The 17295-nt window shown below is 65.8% G+C and carries 17 protein-coding genes; 5 read left to right on the top strand and 12 right to left on the bottom strand.

What is annotated here, in order from left to right:
* Positions 1-23 precede the first annotated feature (23 nt).
* From BMY90_RS15480 to cdd, 3 genes are all read right to left on the bottom strand, one after another.
* Positions 24-854 carry a 5'-3' exonuclease gene (locus BMY90_RS15480; RefSeq protein ID WP_245735063.1) on the bottom strand — a complete coding sequence of 277 codons (831 nt, stop codon included), beginning with the start codon at positions 852-854 and terminating at the stop codon, positions 24-26.
* Positions 855-937: 83 nt separating this feature from the next.
* Entirely contained in the window at positions 938-1507 is a 570-nt protein-coding gene (locus BMY90_RS15485; RefSeq protein WP_092705104.1) for a nitroreductase family protein, read from the bottom strand.
* Positions 1508-1561: 54 nt separating this feature from the next.
* Positions 1562-1972, bottom strand: a complete 411-nt coding sequence (gene cdd / locus BMY90_RS15490; RefSeq protein WP_092705105.1) for a cytidine deaminase — start codon at positions 1970-1972, stop codon at positions 1562-1564.
* Positions 1973-2159: 187 nt separating this feature from the next.
* On the opposite strand from cdd, the gene BMY90_RS15495 reads away from it, so the two are divergent.
* Positions 2160-3260: an NAD(P) transhydrogenase subunit alpha gene (locus tag BMY90_RS15495; protein ID WP_092705106.1), complete on the top strand. Its 1101-nt coding sequence runs from the start codon at positions 2160-2162 to the stop codon at positions 3258-3260.
* Between the two features lie 96 nt (positions 3261-3356).
* On the opposite strand, the gene BMY90_RS15500 is transcribed toward BMY90_RS15495, so the two are convergent.
* The 3 genes from BMY90_RS15500 to BMY90_RS15510 are packed head-to-tail and all read right to left on the bottom strand — an operon-like array spanning position 3357 to position 4900.
* The gene (locus BMY90_RS15500) at positions 3357-3872 is read right to left on the bottom strand and encodes a DUF3106 domain-containing protein (protein WP_092705107.1); all 516 of its coding nucleotides are present in this window, start codon (positions 3870-3872) and stop codon (positions 3357-3359) included.
* A gap of 3 nt (positions 3873-3875) precedes the next feature.
* Positions 3876-4268, bottom strand: a complete 393-nt coding sequence (locus BMY90_RS15505; protein WP_092705108.1) for a hypothetical protein — start codon at positions 4266-4268, stop codon at positions 3876-3878.
* The gene (locus tag BMY90_RS15510) at positions 4265-4900 is read right to left on the bottom strand and encodes an RNA polymerase sigma factor (RefSeq protein ID WP_008207955.1); all 636 of its coding nucleotides are present in this window, start codon (positions 4898-4900) and stop codon (positions 4265-4267) included. Before BMY90_RS15510 ends, BMY90_RS15505 begins: the two co-directional genes overlap by 4 nt.
* 186 nt (positions 4901-5086) lie before the next feature.
* On the opposite strand from BMY90_RS15510, the gene BMY90_RS15515 reads away from it, so the two are divergent.
* Both BMY90_RS15515 and BMY90_RS15520 read left to right on the top strand, forming a co-directional pair.
* A complete protein-coding gene (locus BMY90_RS15515; protein WP_008207953.1) occupies positions 5087-5386 on the top strand; it encodes an NAD(P) transhydrogenase subunit alpha part 2 in 300 nt (99 codons plus the stop codon).
* Entirely contained in the window at positions 5383-6843 is a 1461-nt protein-coding gene (locus BMY90_RS15520; protein ID WP_092705109.1) for an NAD(P)(+) transhydrogenase (Re/Si-specific) subunit beta, read from the top strand. Before BMY90_RS15515 ends, BMY90_RS15520 begins: the two co-directional genes overlap by 4 nt.
* A 191-nt stretch (positions 6844-7034) precedes the next feature.
* Here BMY90_RS15520 and BMY90_RS15525 read toward each other — a convergent pair whose 3' ends face one another.
* Positions 7035-7475, bottom strand: a complete 441-nt coding sequence (locus BMY90_RS15525; protein WP_092705110.1) for a hypothetical protein — start codon at positions 7473-7475, stop codon at positions 7035-7037.
* A gap of 205 nt (positions 7476-7680) precedes the next feature.
* Here BMY90_RS15525 and sufT point away from each other — a divergent pair, with 205 nt between their 5' ends.
* Together sufT and BMY90_RS15535 are read left to right on the top strand one after the other, a co-directional pair.
* Positions 7681-8238 carry a putative Fe-S cluster assembly protein SufT gene (sufT, locus tag BMY90_RS15530; protein WP_092705111.1) on the top strand — a complete coding sequence of 186 codons (558 nt, stop codon included), beginning with the start codon at positions 7681-7683 and terminating at the stop codon, positions 8236-8238.
* A 524-nt stretch (positions 8239-8762) separates the two neighbouring features.
* Positions 8763-10919, top strand: a complete 2157-nt coding sequence (locus BMY90_RS15535; protein ID WP_092705112.1) for a M4 family metallopeptidase — start codon at positions 8763-8765, stop codon at positions 10917-10919.
* Between the two features lie 119 nt (positions 10920-11038).
* On the opposite strand, the gene BMY90_RS15540 is transcribed toward BMY90_RS15535, so the two are convergent.
* The 5 genes from BMY90_RS15540 to wrbA form a co-directional block, all read right to left on the bottom strand.
* Positions 11039-11527: an asparaginase domain-containing protein gene (locus BMY90_RS15540; protein ID WP_092705113.1), complete on the bottom strand. Its 489-nt coding sequence runs from the start codon at positions 11525-11527 to the stop codon at positions 11039-11041.
* A 187-nt stretch (positions 11528-11714) separates the two neighbouring features.
* Positions 11715-13355 carry an acyl-CoA dehydrogenase family protein gene (locus BMY90_RS15545; protein ID WP_092705114.1) on the bottom strand — a complete coding sequence of 547 codons (1641 nt, stop codon included), beginning with the start codon at positions 13353-13355 and terminating at the stop codon, positions 11715-11717.
* A 109-nt stretch (positions 13356-13464) separates the two neighbouring features.
* The gene (locus BMY90_RS15550; RefSeq protein ID WP_092705115.1) at positions 13465-16116 is read right to left on the bottom strand and encodes a TonB-dependent receptor plug domain-containing protein; all 2652 of its coding nucleotides are present in this window, start codon (positions 16114-16116) and stop codon (positions 13465-13467) included.
* A 204-nt stretch (positions 16117-16320) separates the two neighbouring features.
* On the bottom strand, positions 16321-16668 hold the full coding sequence (locus BMY90_RS15555) for a DUF2069 domain-containing protein (protein ID WP_092705116.1): 348 nt from the start codon (positions 16666-16668) through the stop codon (positions 16321-16323).
* The gene (gene wrbA, locus BMY90_RS15560; protein ID WP_092705117.1) at positions 16665-17264 is read right to left on the bottom strand and encodes an NAD(P)H:quinone oxidoreductase; all 600 of its coding nucleotides are present in this window, start codon (positions 17262-17264) and stop codon (positions 16665-16667) included. The genes BMY90_RS15555 and wrbA overlap by 4 nt, the downstream gene beginning before the upstream one ends.
* Positions 17265-17295 lie beyond the last annotated feature (31 nt).

Here is a 17295-nt window from a genome sequence, read left to right on the forward strand (position 1 = left end):
CGGCGTTCGTCGAGGTTGGTCGATCAGCTGTCGGCCAGTGCGCCCAGCCGGCTGCGCGTGAGTGGGCCGAAGCGCAGGCGTTCGCACAAGGCTTCAAGGGCTGCGGCATCACCGCGTTGGCGGCGCAGTGCATCCGCTTCGGCAGGCACGGGCGCATCCAGCGCAATGCGGGTGAGCCGGCGGTAGAGCCGGGCGGCTTCGCCGTGTTCGCGCAGTCGGGCGGCGCAGCTGGCAGCGCCGCGCAGGCGCAGGTAGGCGACTTCATCCACCCGGTCGAGCAGGTCGTCGAGAGTGCCGAAGTGGGAAAGCAGGGCCGCCGCGGTCTTGGCACCGACGCCGGGTACGCCGGGAATGTTGTCCACCGCATCGCCGCACAGCGCCAGGTAGTCGGCGACCTGATGCGGCATCACGCCCAGCTTTTCGTGCACGCCGGCCGGCCCCCAGCGCAGGTTGCGCGCGTAGTCCCATTGTTCGTCGTGCTCGCCCAGCAACTGGCCGAAATCCTTGTCGGCCGACACGATCACGCTGGAGAGGCCGTGACCCCGCAGGCTCCACAGTGCGCTGCCGATCAGGTCGTCAGCCTCGTAGCTGTGGTCGATCAGCACCGGAATGCCGAGCGCGGCAGTGACTTCGCGGCACAGCACGAACTGGTGCTCGAGATCGGCCGGCGGCAATTCGCGGTTGGCCTTGTAGGCGGGGTAGATCGCGTTGCGGAACGAGGTGGTCAGCGAGGCGTCGAAAGCCACTGCGACATGTTCGGGGCGTGCCTTTTCCAGCAGCTCGCAGAGAAAACGCGTGAAGCCGTGCACGGCATTGACCGGGTGGCCGTCGCGGTCATGGAATTCGTCCGGCATCGAGTGCCAGGCGCGGAACACGTACAGGCTGCCGTCGACCAGGTGGGCGGCCTGGCGCGGGATGCCCGCGGTGACGTTCGCGTTCACGGCGTCCACGTGCTGAGCAGGTCGTCCAGCGCGGGGCGGTCGCGGTCGGGCACGTCGATGCGCGGCGTGCCGATATGCACGAAGCCGATCACGTGTTCGTGCGCACCCAGGCCGATGATGCGAGCGGCCTCGTCGTCGTAGGCAGCCCAGCCGGTCAGCCATTGCGCGCCATAACCCAGTGCGTGGGCGCCGAGCAGCAGGTTGCAGGCGACGTTGCCGGCGCACAGTTTCTGCTCGATTTCCGGCACCGAGCTGTCCGGGTGCAGGCAGGCCACCACCACGATCACCAGCGGGGCGAAGGTGTAACGCAGGCGTTCCTTCTCCTGCTTGGATTCGGGCAGGTCCGGATCGCGTGCGATGGCGCGTTCGGCCAGTCGTTCACCGAATTGCAGCTTGGCTTCGCCACGCAGTTTGATCAGCCGGAACGGCACCAGTTTGCCGTGGTCGGACACGCGGATGGCGGCCTGCAGCAGGGCGCGCAGGGTGGTGTCGTCCGGCGCCGGTTCGCCGAGTTGGCGCGAGGGCACGGAGTGACGCTGGTTCAGCAGGTCGAGCGGAGCGGACATGGGGAACGGGCTCAGCGGGGGAACGTGCATGTTAACGCGCGGGGAAAATCGGCATCAGCCTTGCCGGGGCTCCAGCCGGAACGCGCCGGGCAGCAGGTCGGCCACCGTGGTCTGTTGCATCTTTCCGCCGAGATTGCCCAGCCAGACCGGCATGTCGGCATCGCACAGTTCGGCCAGCACCTGGCGGCAGGCGCCGCACGGCGAGACCGGCTCGGGGGTGTCGGCGGTCACCGCCAGGGCGGCGAAATCGCCCGGTTTGCAGCCGGCGGCGATGGCGCTGAACAGGGCGGTGCGTTCGGCGCAGTTGCACAGGCCATAGGCGGCATTCTCGACGTTGCAGCCGTCGAATCGGCGCCCGTCGCGAGTGAGCAGGGCGGCGCCGACCAGGAAATGCGAATAGGGAGCGTAGGCGCGTTCGCGTGCCTGGCGGGCTTCGTGCAACAGGGTTTCGGCAGTTTCGTTCATGGGCATCCGGGTCGTCGGGGCGGTCCATCCCCCGACGCGTGCCATGCAAACCGGCCGGCGGTCCAGTCTACTCCCGCCACCATATTGACGAGCAAGCATCCGGCCAGCGTCGATGTCATAAGCGATGCGCTTGGTTTCTCGCCTGCGGACTTCTACGATGCATGGACACCTACGCAGGGGATGCACGATGTCGATCACCGTGGCTGCATTGCGCGAAACCGCCGCCGCCGAGCGGCGCGTGGCGATTACACCCGAGGCAGCGAAGAAGTGGCGCGGCAAGGGCGTACGCGTATTGCTGGAGCACGGTGCGGGCGAGGCCGCCGGTTTCCCTGACGCCAGCTATGTCGATGTGGAATTCGCCGCCGCCGATGCGGTGCTGGCCCAGGCCGACCTGTTGGCCTGCGTGTTGCCGCCGGAAGACGCCGTGTTTGGTCGGTTGCGCGACGGTAGCGTGGTGGTCGGGCAACTGCGCCCTTACGGCGCTGATGCACGCCTCGCCGCATTGTCTGCACGCAAGCTCACCGCCTTCGCGCTGGAGTTGCTGCCGCGTACCACGCGCGCGCAGGCGATGGATGTGCTCAGTTCGCAGGCTGCGGTTTCGGGCTATCGCGCGATGCTGATCGCCGCCGAGGCTTGCCCGAAATTCTTCCCGATGCTGACCACCGCGGCCGGTACCATTCGCCCGTCGAAAGTGCTGGTGATCGGTGCGGGCGTGGCGGGCCTGCAGGCCATCGCCACGGCCCGTCGGCTGGGCGCACAGATCGAGGGTTACGACGTGCGCCCGGAGACACGCGAACAGGTGGAATCGCTGGGTGCGAAATTCCTTGATCTCGGCGTTAGTGCCGCCGGCAGCGGTGGTTATGCGCGCGAGTTGTCGGCCGAGGAGCGCGCCGCCCAGCAACAGGCGCTGGCCGATCACTTGAAGCCATTCGACGTGGTGGTGTCCACCGCCGCGGTTCCCGGCCGTCCTGCGCCGAAGATTCTCAGCCAGGTGATGGTGGAAGGCATGAAGCCGGGTGCGCTGATCGTCGACATGGCCGCCGAAAGCGGTGGCAACTGCGCGCTGACCCGTCCGGGCGAGCGCGTGGTGCATGGCGGCGTGACCATCCTGGGACCGCTCAATCTGCCGGCGGGTGCGCCATTGCACGCCTCGGAAATGTATGCGCGCAACGTGCAGCATTTCGTCGAGCTGCTGGTTCACGACGATGCCTTGCAGCCGGATTTCGACGACGAACTGGTCGCGAAAAGCTGCCTGGTGCGCGCGGGCGAACGGATTTTCCAGGGCTGACGCTTGCGTCACCCGGATATCGCATCGGGTTGCGGTGTCCGGCGGGCGGATGAAGTCGGTGCGCCATTCGCGAGGTGCCGGTTTCGGCACCTGCGCTTACGGATGCCCCCGTCTTCCGAACGAGCGCATGCTGGGCGGCGGAATGGCACCGCCGGGTCCCATGTGGTGAACCCACTGCTTGCGCTCGGCGGGCGTCTTCGATTGCCACTGTTGCAGCAGTTGTTCGCGTTGCGAGGGCGGCAATTGGTGGAACCGTTCGAAGGCTGCGCGCAGTTGTTGCTGGCGTGCCGGCGGAAGTCGATGGAACCGGGCCATGGCTTGGCGCGTTTCGGCGCGTTGCTCGGGTGTCATGTTCTGCCAGCGGGCGATGCGCTCGCGGATCTCCTCGCGTTTCGCGGGCGGCAGGGTGACCCACTGCGTGGTCTTTTCCAATAGGTGATCCTGCCGATGCGCCGGCAGGGTGTTCCACTTGTCGCGCAGTGGCGACAGCAGATCCTGTTGCGCCGGCGTCAGGCTTTGCCACGGGTGCGCCGCGGCTTGCGCGCGCAGCGTGCCGGGCAGACCGAACAGCAGAGCCAGTGACAGAAGCAGGACGAGGCGGAACATGCTCATGGGTCAGTGCGTATCCGTCGTCTGGGCCTTGTTGGACGCCAGCCAGCTGTAGAAATCGAGATTCTGGTACAGCTTGGGGTCGTCATGGCCATCGAGGTCCGGCGGCAATTCGTTGCTTGCGGGCGAGCTGATGGCGGACATGGCGTCTGCCGGAGCCGACACGTTGCCGCGCTGCAGCGGCTGCCACACCATCAGTGCCGCCAGCGCCACCGCGGCCAGTGCGCCGACCGGCAGCAGCGTACGCAAGCGATGGTGTACGGGAGCTTGTGCCGCCTGCAGGGCGGTGCGGCGCGCGGCGCGCAGGCGCCCTGCGGTGGCGGGGTCGAGTTGCCGGCTGGCTTCGTGATAAAGCGCGCGGGCGCGCTGTTCGAATGCCTTGTCGGACGCGTTGTTCATCGCCAGTCCTCCAGTTGGTCGCGCAAGCTGTGCATCGCGCGCGACAGATGGGTTTTCACGCTGCCTTCCGAGCAGCCCATGGCCTGGGCGGTTTCCGCCACGTCCAGGCCTTCCAGCACGCGCAGCATGAAAGCTTCGCGTTGGCGCTGGGGCAATTGCTTCACCGCAGCAGCCATGTCGGCCCAGGATTGGGCGTCATTCAACCGGTCCAGCGGCCCGGGGCCGGTGTCGGCCGGCTCCCAGGCAGGCAATTCGTCGCCCTCGGCATCACGACCACCGCCCAGCCAGCCGATCATGATCGAGCGCACCTTGCGGCGACGCTGCAGGTCCACCACGCGCCGGCGCAGGATGCCCCAGAACAGTGGCGCCCATTCCGCGGCGGGCTTGTCGCGGTAATGCCTGACCAACCGCAACATGGCGTCCTGCACGGCATCCATCGCGTCCTCGCGATGGCCCAGATGCATCTCGGCCATGCGGAAGGCACGTCGTTCCACCTGGGCCAGGAAGGCGTCCAGCGTGGCGGGCGTGGCCTGTTCCTCGCGCGCCAGCAGCTCCGCCTCGCCCAATGCGGGGGCAAGACTGTTCACGGCGCTGTCTTCCGTTTCAGGCGGGGGCGCATGGTCGGGGTCCATCGGTCCGGTTTCCACGTTCAACGCGGCAGGCTCGTACAGGTTGACCCCGGGGTGTCCTGGCGGCCACCACGACCACGCCGGCCCTGATCACCCGTATTCGAATATCGAGGTGATGCCTTGGCGTTAAGCAGACCATCGCTTGTACCGTATGATGCGGTGACAACGGCGAAATGGCAGGGGAAGCACATGCTCGACGGGTTCCTGGCGCTGTACATTTTCATGCTGGCCGCATTTACCGGCTACGAGATCATCTCGCGGGTGCCGGTGATTTTGCACACCCCGCTCATGTCCGGTTCCAATTTCGTGCATGGCATCGTGCTGGTAGGGGCGATGATAGCGCTGGGCCATGCGCAAACGCCGCTGGGCATCGGCATCGGCTTCCTCGGCGTGCTGCTGGGCGCCGGCAATGCGGCCGGTGGCTACGTGGTCACCGAGCGCATGCTGGAGATGTTCAAGTCCAGCAAGAAGCCGGGAGACAAGGCATGAGCTGGCTGCCGACGCTGATCAAGGCGTGCTATTTCCTCGCCGCCCTGCTGTTCATCCTGGGTCTGAAGCGCATGAGCTCGCCACGCACCGCGCGTGGCGGCATCGTGTGGGCGGGCGTGGGCATGCTGCTGGCGGTGCTGGCCACCTTTGCGCTGCCGGGCATGCATAACCGCGGGCTGATTCTTGCCGCAGTGGTGATCGGCGTGAGCGCCGCCTGGTGGACCGGTCGACGCGTGGCGATGACTGCGATGCCGCAGATGGTGGCGCTGTACAACGGCATGGGCGGTGGCGCGGCGGCGGCAATCGGGGCGGTGGAGTTGCTGGGCTTTGCCGCCGCCGCCCATGTTTCCTTCGCGATGTCAGCGCAGGTGGGTGGCGGCGTGAGCGTCGGCGACACCTTCAGCTATCGGCAACTGCCGGACGCCGCGCCGTTGTGGCTGGCGCTGGTGGGGGCGCTGATCGGCGCGGTGTCGTTCTCCGGTTCAATGGTGGCTTTCGCCAAGCTGCAAGGCTGGATGGACAAGCGTTTCGTGTTTCCCGGCCAGCGGCTGCTCAACTTGGCGGTGCTGGTGCTTGCGGTGGCCTGCCTGGTGGCGATCGGCAACGACTTGCTGCTGCCCTGGCTGATCGCCGCGTTCTTCGTGCTGGCCCTGCTGTTCGGCCTGATGATGACCTTGCCGATCGGCGGCGCCGACATGCCGGTGGTGATCTCGCTGTACAACGCCTTCACCGGACTGGCCGTGGCCTTCGAGGGCTTCGTGCTGGGCAACGAGGCGATGATCATCGCCGGCATGGTGGTTGGCGCGGCCGGCACGTTGCTGACCCAGCTGATGGCCAAGGCGATGAACCGTTCGATCGGCAACGTGCTGTTCGGCAGCTTCGGCGCGGTCGCCGGTGGCGCCGCGCAAACCATCGAGGGCGCGCAGAAGCCGATCGAGGCCAGCGACGCGGCGGTGATGATGGCCTACGCCGAGCGCGTGGTGATCGTGCCGGGCTACGGCATGGCGGTCGCGCAGGCGCAGCACAAAGTATGGGAATTCGCCAAGTTGCTGATTTCGCGCGGTGTGAAGGTGAAGTTCGCCATCCATCCGGTGGCCGGCCGCATGCCCGGGCACATGAACGTGCTGCTGGCCGAGGCCGGCGTGCCGTATGACCTGATCGCCGACATGGACGACATCAATCCCGAATTCCCCAACACCGACGTGGCGCTGGTGATCGGCGCCAACGACGTGGTCAACCCGGTGGCCAAGACCGATCCGGCGTCGCCGATCTACGGCATGCCGATCCTCGACGTGTCGCTGGCAAAGAACGTCATCGTCATCAAGCGCGGCCGCGGCACCGGCTTCGCCGGTATCGAGAACGCGCTGTTCTATGCCGACAACACCCGCATGCTGTACGGCGACGGCCAGGCTGCCGCCGGCGAACTGGTGACACAGTTGAAGTCGATCGACGGCTGACAACCTGTTTAAAACCTTTCCATGTGAATACACGGATGGGTAGCCGGAGTGACCTGTAGAAGCCCGCTGGCGGGCGATGCTCTTGCTTTGATGCTGTGCAGATCCAGAACAACGGCATCGCCCGCCAGCGGGCTCTACAGGCCGTTCTTCAAGGGTCGGACAAGATTCTGAACAGGCTCTGGAACCGGCGCTCAGTCTTGCGCCGGGCGCTGCAGCGGCCGTGCGCCAAGGATGGCCGCAAGCACGATGCCGGCGAAAAACCAGAGGGCCGCCCCGCGGGAAAGCCCCAGCCGGGCCAGTTCCAGCAGCATGCCCACGCCGGCGGTGCGCAGCGCCTCGACCAGGCCGATGCCCATGCTGCCGGCGATCCGCGCGGCGGCGATCAGCACGCTGACGTAAATCGCCGCGAGCAGGGTGGCCGCGGCCGCCAGCGTGGCGGCTCCGAGCCGATGGCCGGGATAGACCCAGTGTCGCATCGCCGTGGCCAGCAACCAGCCGGCCGGCAACGCCAGCCAGGCGGCCACCTGGCCCAGGGAAACCGCGGCCAGCATCCACACCGCACCGGCCGCCAGACCGAGCATGGCTGCGCAGAACAAGGCAAAGATGGTGCCGGCAAGCGAGCGCAATCTCATGTCCGACGCGCGGCGGAAAACGGAGCGATGGTCATCTGGATTCCCTTGGAAAAGCAGCCATTTTAACCGGATTGGTCGATCCGGCCCTTGAGACAAAACGTCGCCGACCTGATCTGGAACAGGGCAGGCCGGGCGTGCGACCGGCATAATAGACAATCGGGCCGTCACCTCATGGCGGCCTGTCCCCAATGATCGGCAGGATGGCATGAGCGGTTTCAGTCTGAACAGCGAACCTTTCACTCTCACGCGTGATTGCACGGTGATCATGGTGCCGCAGGGCGAAAGCGTGACTCTTCCCGCAGGCCAGATCGGCTATATCACCCAGGCCCTGGGCGGCAGCTTCACGGTGTACGTGGAGGGCAACCTGTTCCGCGTGGCGGGCGATGATGCCGACGCGCTGGGCAAGGAACCGCCACCGCCGCTGGAACTGGCGGCCGATGCCAGCGATGCGGATGTGGAAAAGCTGGTGTGGGACCAGTTGCGCACCGTGTTCGACCCGGAGATTCCGATCAACGTGGTGGAGCTGGGACTGGTCTACGACGTCAGCCTGGGCCATCTCGACGATGGACAGCGCAAGGTCTACGTGAAACTCACGCTCACCGCACCCGGCTGCGGCATGGGCGACATCCTGGTGGATGACGCGCGCACCAAGCTCGAAATGGTGCCCACCATTTCCGAGGCGGACATCGACCTGGTGTTCGATCCGCCGTGGAACCATTCGATGATGTCCGACGCGGCCAAGCTCGAAACCGGCATGCTTTGAACGCGCGGCGCATGGGCACAGCAAACGGGCTTCGAGTGGCGTAATTTGTTGCGTGTCGGCCCGGATTCTGGGGCCACCTCCTCAACGCGGCGCGATCGCCCCGCAGGCCCATCAAACACTTGGTCATCTTGCGAAATGCCGCTGAATCCAGCGGCATTTTTGCATTGCGATCTGTGAAGCCGTACCGGATTTCCCTCGTGACACATGGATGCATCCGTGATGTCTATCACGCGTTGGAAAAAACGAATTGTCATAAGTAATCGCAAGTAATAACGTTTTTGAATCCGCCATCTGGGAGGCTGGCGGATGATCCTTTGGCGGCGTGAGCGCCGTTTTGCAGTTACGCGTCCGCGTGCTGTTCCTGCATGGAAAGCGGGGGGGAGGAAGCCGCTTATGGGCGTAGTTGGGGATCGTCGGATAGCAGACGAATAGCGCGTCGTGCCTTGCACGACATTTCTCGCATGTGGCCGTACGGCTGCATCGGGCCCGTTTGTCCCTTCGTTTTGTCCAGGAGTTTTACTGACATGGTTAATCATCTCCGCTTGAAACTACTCGTGGCCGCCATCGGCATGGCCACCGGCACGGTCGCCACGGCCGCCACCACACAAACCCTGCGCGCCCAGAACCTGGGTGCGGTGCCGGCCAGTTCGCTGGCAACCCAGCTGAATCTTGGTCCGCAGATGTCGCTGGCGCCGCAAAGTGCGGTAGCAGTGGCGAATGGGCGCCACGTGGTGCGTCAGCAGCAGATGTATCGCGGCGTGCCGGTGTACGGTCGCAGCATCGCGGTGCTGCAGGATGCGCAGGGCAATGCCTTGCGTGCCACCGGTGAGCTGATGCAGGAATCGCAGCCCGGGCTGCTGTCGGTGGTGCCGAAGTTGAGCGCGGATCGCGCCGTGGCCACACTGCGCGCGCATGCGCACACCATGCTGGTGGGTGGTGCGACGATCGAAAACCGGAAGACCGACCTGTTCGTCTACCCGCAGGAGAATGGCCCGGCGCGCCTGGTGTATCGCGTTTCCTATTTCGTCAACGGTGCCAACCCGAGCCGGCCCACCGCCATCATCGACGCCAATACCGGCGAAGTGGTCAAGAGCTGGAATGGCCTGACCGATGCGACGGCCAATGGCCCGGGCGGCAACCAGAAAACCGGCAAATACAATTACGGCACCGACTACGCGGCGCTGGACGTGACGCAGTCCGGCAGCACCTGCTATCTGCAGAACGCCAACGTGAAGACCTACAACCTCAACCATGGCAGCAGCGGTGGCTCGGTGGTCAGTTTCATCTGCCCGACCAGCAATACCGACGCGATCAACGGCGCCTATTCGCCGGTGAACGACGCCCATCATTTCGGTGGCGTGGTGCACGACATGTACCAGTCCTACACCGGTGCGCCGCCGCTGAATATCCAGCTGCTGATGAAGGTGCATTACCAGTCCAATTACGAAAATGCATTCTGGGACGGTTCGGCGATGTACTTCGGTGACGGTGCCAGCACGTTTTATCCGCTGGTTTCGCTGGACGTGACCAGCCACGAAATCAGCCACGGCTACACCGAGCAGAACTCCGGCCTGGAATACACCGGTCAGTCCGGCGGCATGAATGAAGCCTATTCGGACATCGCCGGCGAAGCCGCCGAATACTTCGACCGCGGCTCGGCCGATTTCCTGGTCGGCGCCGACATCGTCAAGGCCAGCGCGGGTATCGGCCAGGCGCTGCGCTACATGTGCAACCCGACGCAGGATGGCGGCTCGATCGACAACGCCGCGGATTACAACTCCGGCCTGGACGTGCACTATTCCAGTGGCGTCTACAACAAGTCGTTCTGCCTGCTGGCCAAGACCAGTGGCTGGAACGTGAAGAAGGCCTTCCAGGTCTACGCGCTGGCCAACAAGGCGTATTGGACGGCCAACTCGACCTTCAACTCCGGCGCCTGTGGCGTGGAGTCGGCCGCGACCGACCTGGGTTATGACAAGAATGCGGTGATCGCCGCGTTCAACGGCGTCGGCGTAACCTGCCCGGGCAGTGGCGGCGATCCGGGCAACGGTGGCACCACGGAACTGCAGAACAACGTGGGCGTAACCGGCGTGGCCGGTGGTTCGGGTGCCGACAACGATTACTTCATCACCGTGCCGGCCGGTGCCAGCAACCTGGTGATGTCGATCTCCGGCGGCAGCGGCGACGCCGACCTGTACACCAAGTTCGGCAGTGCGCCCACCACCAGTAGTTACGATTGCCGCCCATGGAAGACCGGCAACTCGGAAAGCTGCAGCGTGCCGTCGCCGTCGGCCGGCAAGTACTACATCAAGGTGCACGGCTACTCGTCGTATTCCGGCGTGACGGTAAAGGCCAGCTACAGCACCGGTGGTGGCAACGGTGGCGGCAGCACCGACACGGTGAACTTGCCGACAGTGACTTCGGGCAACTGGTCGCAGACCTACACCGAGACGGTGCAGGCCGGTCATACCGTGACCTTCGCGATTTCCGGCGGCACCGGTGACGCGGACCTGTACGTGCGGGCTGGCGCGGCGCCGACCACCAGCGCCTACAGCTGCCGTCCGTACAAGACCGGCAGCAACGAAAGCTGCACTTTCACGCCGTCGGCAAGCACCACCTATTACATCAAGGTGCGTGCGTACCAGACGTTCTCGGGCGTGACGTTGACCGAAACGCTGAACTGATGCCGGCCCGGAGCTGCGCCGGGTAACCGGTGCAGCTCCACACGGCTCCAACGAAAACCCCGGCTTCGGCCGGGGTTCTTTTTGCCGGTGATGGCAGCATCAGGGCGCCTCGCGACGGGTCAGTTGGCCTCTTCGAAGCGGTTCGCGGCGCGGTTCTTGCGTACATGTGCCGGATCCCACACGCGGCCGTTCATGGTGATGTAGACACCGTCGGGCAGGGTCTGCACCGCGGCCACGGCGCAACCGACGTTGAACACCGCGTCCGAGCCCTGGAACCGCGCCGGGTTCAACGCGCCGGTCAGCACGATCACCTTGCCAGGGATGGCGGCCAGCACCTTGGCGGTTTCCACCATGGTGTCGGTGCCGTGCGTCACCAGCACGTGGCGGTGCGGCTGTGCCTCGATAGTGGAGCGGATCAGCGCGCGGTCCTCGTCGGTGACATGCAGGCTGTCCTTGCGCAGGATCGGGATCACGTCGAACTGGAACGCCACGCCGAGCTGGCCGAGGATGTCGCCGATCTGCGGCGCACCGATCTTGTAATCCGACTTGTCGTCGAAATAGATCTTGTCGATGGTGCCGCCGGTGGTGACGATGGTCAGGTGCTGCATGTCGTTGGGCCGTGGTGGTGGGGACGCGCCATTTTAGCCCGTAGGCAGAGGCCGCGGGTCGCGCAACGGTTCATGGTGCCGTAGGAGCCCGCTGGCGGGCGATGCTCTTCGGCACGTCGCAGAAGCATCGCCCGCCAGCGGGCTCCTGCAAAACTTGTTGGCTTGGTAGCCGCGTTGAACAACGCCGTCAGCCCAGCAGCAGCGCGGTATTGCCGGCATCCGGCGCAACCAGCCGGTCGAGGCCCAGTGCGATGAAGCGCTGCAGTGCAGCGGCGGGGCGGCGGTCGCCGTGATCGGTCGACCAGGTCGCCTGCCGTGCCAGCAAGGTGGCCGCGGCGCAACGTGCCAATGTGAAGGCGAGCCCACGCGCGCCGGCTTCCAGCATGTCGCGCTGGGCGGCGTGCTGGTTGAGCCAGCGTGCCGCGGCGTCCAGCGTTTGCCGGATCGCGCTGGCGGCGTGCATGTCGTCGTTGCCTTCCAGCCAGCGCGCCGTGGCGGTGCGCAAGGCGTCGAGCCCATCGCCGGCCAGCGCACGCAGGTTGTCCAGCGAGAGCACGTTGGTGGTGCCTTCCCAGATGGCGTACACCTGCGCATCGCGCAGCAGTTGCGGCAGGCCGGTGTCCTCGATGTAGCCGGCACCGCCGAAGCATTCAATCGCCTCGGAACAGGTCTGTACCGCCAGCTTGCCGGTCCACAGCTTGGCCAGCGGCGTGAGCAGGCGCAGCAGGGCGACTTCGTGCGCAGCGGAGGCTCCGTGTTCCACGCGACCGAGCAGGTGCGCCACTTCGAAAGCCAGTGCGAATGCGCCCTCGAATTCGGCCTGCATGTCGGCCAGCGTCCGTGCATGCAGCGGCTGTTCGATCAACGGGCGGCCGAACGCCTGTCGCCGCGTGGCGAAGTCGCGTGCCAGGCTGATCGCGCGCGACATGTGCGACACCGCGCCGATGGCGTTCCAGGTGCGGGTGACGTTGAGCATCGGCGCCACCTGGCGCACGCCATGCGCCAATTCGCCCAGCGGCCAGGCGGGCAGGCCATCTAGGTGGACTTCCGCGGTGGGCAATTCCTGCGTGCCCAGCTTGTCCTTCAGGCGATCGATGATCAGCTCCGGCTTGCGCTCGGCGCCATCCATCGTCTCCACGTAGAACAGTGCCAGCGAACCGGTGCCGCTGCCCGCGCCTTCCGGTCGCGCCAGCGCCAGCGCGGCTTCGCCGACCACGGCCGAACTGAACCACTTGCGGCCGTACAGGCGCCATTGGCCGTCCGCGTCCTGTTTCGCCACGGTCTCGGTGTTGCCCACGTCGGAGCCGCCGTGGGTCTCGGTCATCCACTGGCCGCTGAGCCAGAACGTGGCCGGGTCGCGGCTGAGGAAATGCGGCAGCGCGCGCTCGATCAGTTCGCGATTGCCGGAGGCCTTCAGCGCGGTTGCCGCGCCATCGGTCATCGCCAGCGGGCAGGTGTAGAACTCGCTGGCCACGTGGTACAGGTAGACGCGCGCGAATTCTTCCAGCCGCGCGTGTTCGTGGTCTTCGTGGCCGGCAGCGAGCACGGCATGGCCGGTGGTGATGACCGGCCCTTCCTGCCATGCGGTGGTCAGCTCGATGCGGTCAACCCGGCGTCCCCACGCATCCCATTGCGTCAGCACCGGCTTGCGCCGTGTGCTGGTGCTGGCACGTTGCCAGGCCATTACGGCGTAATCGCCGAGAACGTCGAGGTCGGTATCCAGCGCGGCACGGCGCTCGGCGGGCAGGGCGCGATCGAGCAGCGCGTGCAGCAGGCGATCGCTGCGCCAGGGGTGCGGCAGTTGCGGGGCGGTCTGCAGAAATCCCATGGCTGGCTCCCGTGCAAGGAAAGCCATTATAGGAAGGATCGCGTTGCCTGTCGGTCAAGGTGCCGGCAAGACGGGACGCCACCTGGGCGGCGTCCCGTCTTGTGTCCGCTCAGAACCGCGCGGTCAGCCGTGCATACCAGAAGGCGCCGTTGAAGCCGAATGGCGAGGTGAGGGCGTACTTCGCACCGAGGAACTGCAAGGTCGCGTTCTGCTCCTTGTCCGGATAGGTGTTGAAGACGTTGTTGCCGCCCACTGCCATGGTGAAGGTGTCGTTGAAGCGGAAGCTCGCTTCCAGGTCGAGCAGCGTCTTGCCACCGTAATGCGCCACGTCGGCCGGCGGGTTGTTGCTGCCGAACACGCCGGCCGTGGTGCTCCAGCCGTCGTAATGGTTGATGCGCGCGACGGCGTGGAACCGGTGCAGCCCGTAGTCGAAGCTGAGCACCGAACGACTCCCGGGCACCTGGTGTTCGAGGTCGTAGACGAAATCGCGGTTGAGCGTGTCGGGCTTGACCCTGACCACGTCCTGCACGTTGCGGTTGTAGCGCAGGTCGACGTTCAGCGTGCCGCTGCCCAGCCGGTGCCGCGTGTCCACCACGAAGTCGATGCCATGCACGACCGAGCCGAACGCGTTGCTGAAGTAGCTGGCATCGCTGCCGAGCAACAGTTGCGCGTTCGGATAACCATCCGCGGCGAGCTGGTCGACATTGGCCTGGGTGACGGTCTTGCTGACCAGGCCGATGCGATCGTGGATGCGGATGCGATAGTAGTCGAGCGTGGCGGTCACGCTGTCGATGGGCGTCCACACCGCGCCGATGGTCAGGCTTTTCGACGTTTCCGTCTTCAGTGGTGTCGAGCCGAGTGTGCGTGCCACCGGGTTGTTCACGGGATAGGTGCCGCTGGGGATCAGCTGGCCTTGTGCGTTGGCCGTGGTGGTGACATTGAGCGTATTCGCCTGGCCCGGCGTCGGCGTGCGGAAGCCGGTGTTGTAGGTGCCGCGCAAGGCGAACTTGTCATTGAACGCATAGCGGCTGGAAAGCTTGTACAGCACCTTGGAACCGTAATTGTTCGCGTGCTCGTAGCGAACGGCCGCGGCCCCCGACCACTGGTCGGTCAGGTTGGTTTCGGCGTCGAAGTAGGCCGAGTCGCTGTCCTGGGTGAAGCGGCCTGCCGCGCTGGTCGGGAAGCCCTGGAAGGCATCCGAGCCGACACCGAAGACCGACGCCGTCGGTCCCACCTCGATCGAGCCGGCATCGCCGGGATGGATGATGTAGGTTTCCGACCGCCATTGCGCGCCGAACGCCAGCGTGAGCGGCGAGTCGTCGAACGAACGGACGAGGTCCGCGCCGGCGCCCTGTTCGCGCTGGGTCAGTTTGCCGGGATGGAAGTTCGTGGGCGACAGGCTGCCCAGGCTGGGGTTGATCGAGCCTTCGAGCCGGTAGTCGATCTCGTTGCTGCCGGTGCGGTAATGCGCATCCCACTGCAGGTTGCTTTGTGCGCCGCCACGCACGCCACCGACGATCTGGTGATCGGCAATGTCGGCGCCGAAGAGCGGGCTGTAGCCGCCGGGGAAGGCCTTGTAAACCGGATTGAGCAAGGTCCAGCCACTCGGGCTGGAAGCGCTGGAGGTCAGGTAGTTCGCGGGGTTGCCGCCACCGGCGACGATGCTGTTCACCAGCGATTGCGGCGCGTTGGCCGGCACCAGACTGCCGTTAGCATAGCTGACCAGCGTCGACCTGCCGCTGACACCGTATTGCGGCGGCAGCACCGGGTTGCGATAGAAGAAACTGGACAGGACTTTCTTGTCCATGTAGCTGGCGTGGCCATACAGCTCCACGTCGCCCTCCAGTGGTAAGCCGGCATTGACGAAAAGCTTGTTCGCCGTGGTGTCCGGATCGCCCCAGCGCTGGCCCAGACCGTGGTAGGGCACCAGGTTCGCGCCTACCGCCGCGGCGACGGTGGCGGCGTCGTGCTGGGCGACGCCGCGCGAGGTGGGGTCGGTGGTTTCACGCTCCAGGCTCACGTGGACAAAGCCCTTGGCGCCAAGCGGAAAACCCGCGTCGGCGTCGTAGCGGCGCATGTTGCCGTCGCCCTTGCTGTATTGACCCCATTGCGCGCTCACCGTGGCGCCTTCGCGGGCTTTCTTGAGGATGACATTGACCACGCCGGCGATCGCGTCCGATCCGTACAGCACCGACGCACCATCACGCAGCACTTCCACGCGGCTGATCGCGTTGGACGGAAATACCGAGAAGTCGACCGCCTGCGCACCCTGGTTGAAGGTGCCGAGCGGGTCCAGTTGCAGGTTGACCAGGGCCGAGCGGTGGAAGCGCACGCCATCCACCAGGACCAGGGTCTGGTCGGGCGACAGGTTGCGCAGCGAGACCGGCCGCACGAAGGCGGTGCCGTCGGCGATGGGAAAGCGTTGGGTGGTCAGCGACGGCACGATGTTGGTCAGCGAGTCGGTCAGGTTCGCCGAGGGCTGGTTCGCGATCTGGCTACCGCTGAAGGTGTCGATGGGCGACACCGATTCGGTCGGTGAAAGGCCGGCGCGGTGCGTGCCGGTGACCACGACTTCCTGCAGGTTGGTGGGGGTCTTGTTCTTGCCGGCGTTGGTTTGTGCCGGTGTCGACGCTGAGGTTAGGGGATGTTCCGTCGTGTCCTGTGGCCGTGCCTGGACCGACCATGCCACCAGTGCGGTGGCGGCGAGCGCCATGCGTATCGCGCGCGCAAGCATCACGTTGCAACCCGTGTGTTTCGGCATTTGCTGTTCCTTCCATGTGCCTGATGTCTTCCCCTGCACGGCCAAATTACAGTGGCGCGGCCGAACGGAATGCCGGGGTTTTCGCAAATTTGGCGATCGACATCCGCGATGTCGCAAACGGGGGCGACATGGAAATGGGTGGCGCGATGGTCAGGCTGGTGCGGGAAAGACTTTCCGTGCGGGCATGGTGCGGCGCTGGATCGATCAGGTGCGTGGGCGGCGCACGCCTGCGCCGAGTGTGCCGATCAGCAACAGGGTCAACACGATTTCCAGTGACGCGATGGCGCGCTCGTCGGGTGCGCTCCACGCTTCGGCCACGCCATGGCAGAAATAGAACAGGCTGAGGATGCCGGTCCACAGCAATGCGCGGCGTACCTTGCGCAGGGCGGACAGCGGCAGCAGCAGCGGAACCACGGTGATGGCCAGCGCCAGCCATACCGGCATCGTTTGCGGCGGAAACAGCCAGCCGTGCCAGGCGATCTGCAACAGCCCGAGTGCAGCCCATGCGCCGAGGCCGATGCGGTCGGTGTTGGTGACCGGGCTGCTGTTCATGCGTCGGCGGCCAGCTTGCGCGCGGTCACGGCAAGGCGGCGTCCCAGCGCGCGGGCCAGTTCGCGTTCGTGTTCGCTGATGGCTTGTTCGCCATTCGACCCGGCGACATGGCTGGCGCCGTAGGGCGTGCCGCCGCTGCGGGTGGCGGTGAGCGCTGCTTCGGTGAACGGAATGCCGAGCAGCAGCATGCCGTGATGAAGCAGTGGCAACGCCATGGTCAGCAAGGTGCTTTCCTGGCCGCCGTGCTGGGTGCTGGTGGAGGTGAATACCGCCGCCGGTTTTCCGCTGAGCGCGCCGCTGGCCCATTCGGCACCGGTGCTGTCGAGGAAGTATTTCAGTGGAGCGGCCATGTTGCCGAAACGGGTCGGGCTGCCCATGGCGAGGCCGACGCAGTCGTGCAGGTCCTGCTTGGTTGCGTAGGGCGCGCCGTCTTCGGGTTCGGGTGGCTGGGCGACTTCGGTCACCGGCGCCACCGGCGGCACCTGGCGCAACCGTGCGCGCATGCCGGGCACTTCCTCGATGCCGCGGGCGATCAGTCGCGCAAGCTGTGCGGTGTGGCCCGAGCGGCTGTAGTAGAGCACCAGGATATCGGACATGCGTGGCGGTTCTCGGTTCGTGTGGGTAGGC

The organism is Rhodanobacter glycinis (genome assembly GCF_900114325.1).
Classification (GTDB): domain Bacteria; phylum Pseudomonadota; class Gammaproteobacteria; order Xanthomonadales; family Rhodanobacteraceae; genus Rhodanobacter_A; species Rhodanobacter_A glycinis.